The following is a 1,335-nucleotide window of genomic DNA, read 5'->3' as shown; positions in this document are numbered from 1 at the left end:
AGGAAACCCATGGTCCCGGCGCGGTGGGGGTACCGCCGGTGACGACGTTCAACCGGCTGGTGCACGCGCTCGCCGACGGCCATGGACTGCTGGGGTCGGCGGCACAGCAGCGGCGGCGCACGTCGCGGCCGGCCCCTCCCTTCACCCCGACCGTGGCGCTGCGGCCGGGTGAGCTGGTGATGCTGGACAGTACGCCGCTGGATGTGCTGGTGGTGCTCGCCGACGGGGTGACGGGCTCGGTCGAGTTGTCGATCGGGTTGGACGTGGCAACGCGCAGTATCTGTGCCGCGGTGGTGCGTCCGGTGGGCACAAGATCGGTGGATGCGGCGGTGCTGCTGGCGCAGATGGTCACGCCCATGCGGATGCGCCCGGGGTGGGAGACGGCGCTGGCGATGTCCCGGTCGGTCATCCCCTATGAGCGGCTGGTGTCGTTGGATGCGCGGCTGGAAGGGGCAGCGGCGCGGCCGGTGATCATGCCGGAGACGGTGACGGTCGACCAAGGTGCGGTGTTTGTCTCCCATTCCTTCATTGCCGCGTGCGAGAGCTTGGGGGTGTCCGTTCAGCCTGCGCCGCCGGCCAACGGCCCGGCTAAGGGCCATGTCGAGCGGACGTTCCGCACCATCGGGGACCGGTTCTCTCAGTACGTGGCCGGCTACAGCGGCTCGGATGTCACCCGGCGCGGCACGCGCGTTGAGGACGAGGCGTGCTGGACGCTTGCGCAGGTTCAGGACCTGCTGGATGAGTGGCTGGTCACCGACTGGCAGCACCGCCCGCACGCGTCGCTGCGCCATCCGCTGGCGCCGAAGCTCGCCCTGTCGCCGAACGAGATGTGGGGCGCGCTCGTGGGAGTCACCGGCTATATCCCGGTGCCGCTGAGCGCGGACGACTACATCGAGCTCATGCCCATCAAGCGGGTGGCCATCAACGACTACGGCATCCGCTTCGACTACCGCACCTACGACCACAAGGTCCTCAATCCGCACCGCGGGGACCCATCGGGTGCACCGGACGGCAGATGGGAGGTGCACCACAACCCCTACGACCCCAATCAGATCTGGGTGCGGCTGCCCACCGGGTGGGAAGAGGTGCCGTGGATCCACCGCGGCTGTGTCAGCCTGCCCTTCACCGACTTCACCTGGCAGCATGTCCGTGCCGCAGTCGAGCGCCGCGGCGACCGCGTCGAGCACGAGCGGCAGCTCGCCCAGGCCCTGGATCGCCTCCTGCGGCGTGCGAGCAACGGTGCCGGGACTCGCCGCGAGCAGACGGTGGCGGCGCGCGCCAGCGCCGCAGCGTCCCTGGCCCAACCAGCCTCGCCGCAGGCGGTCCCGGACCCCG

The 1,335-nt window shown here is 70.3% G+C and carries 1 protein-coding gene; it reads left to right on the top strand.

Annotated features, from left to right (window positions below):
- Positions 1-38: 38 nt before the first annotated feature.
- On the top strand, positions 39-1,335 hold a 1,297-nt coding region (locus ACZ5CR_RS45540), incomplete at its 3' end, for a Mu transposase C-terminal domain-containing protein (RefSeq protein ID WP_468869659.1).

This window comes from Streptomyces sp. NPDC031274 (genome assembly GCF_055570235.1).
The sequence above is the reverse complement of the archived record's forward strand: the minus strand, read 5'-3'. Positions and strand labels throughout refer to the sequence as shown.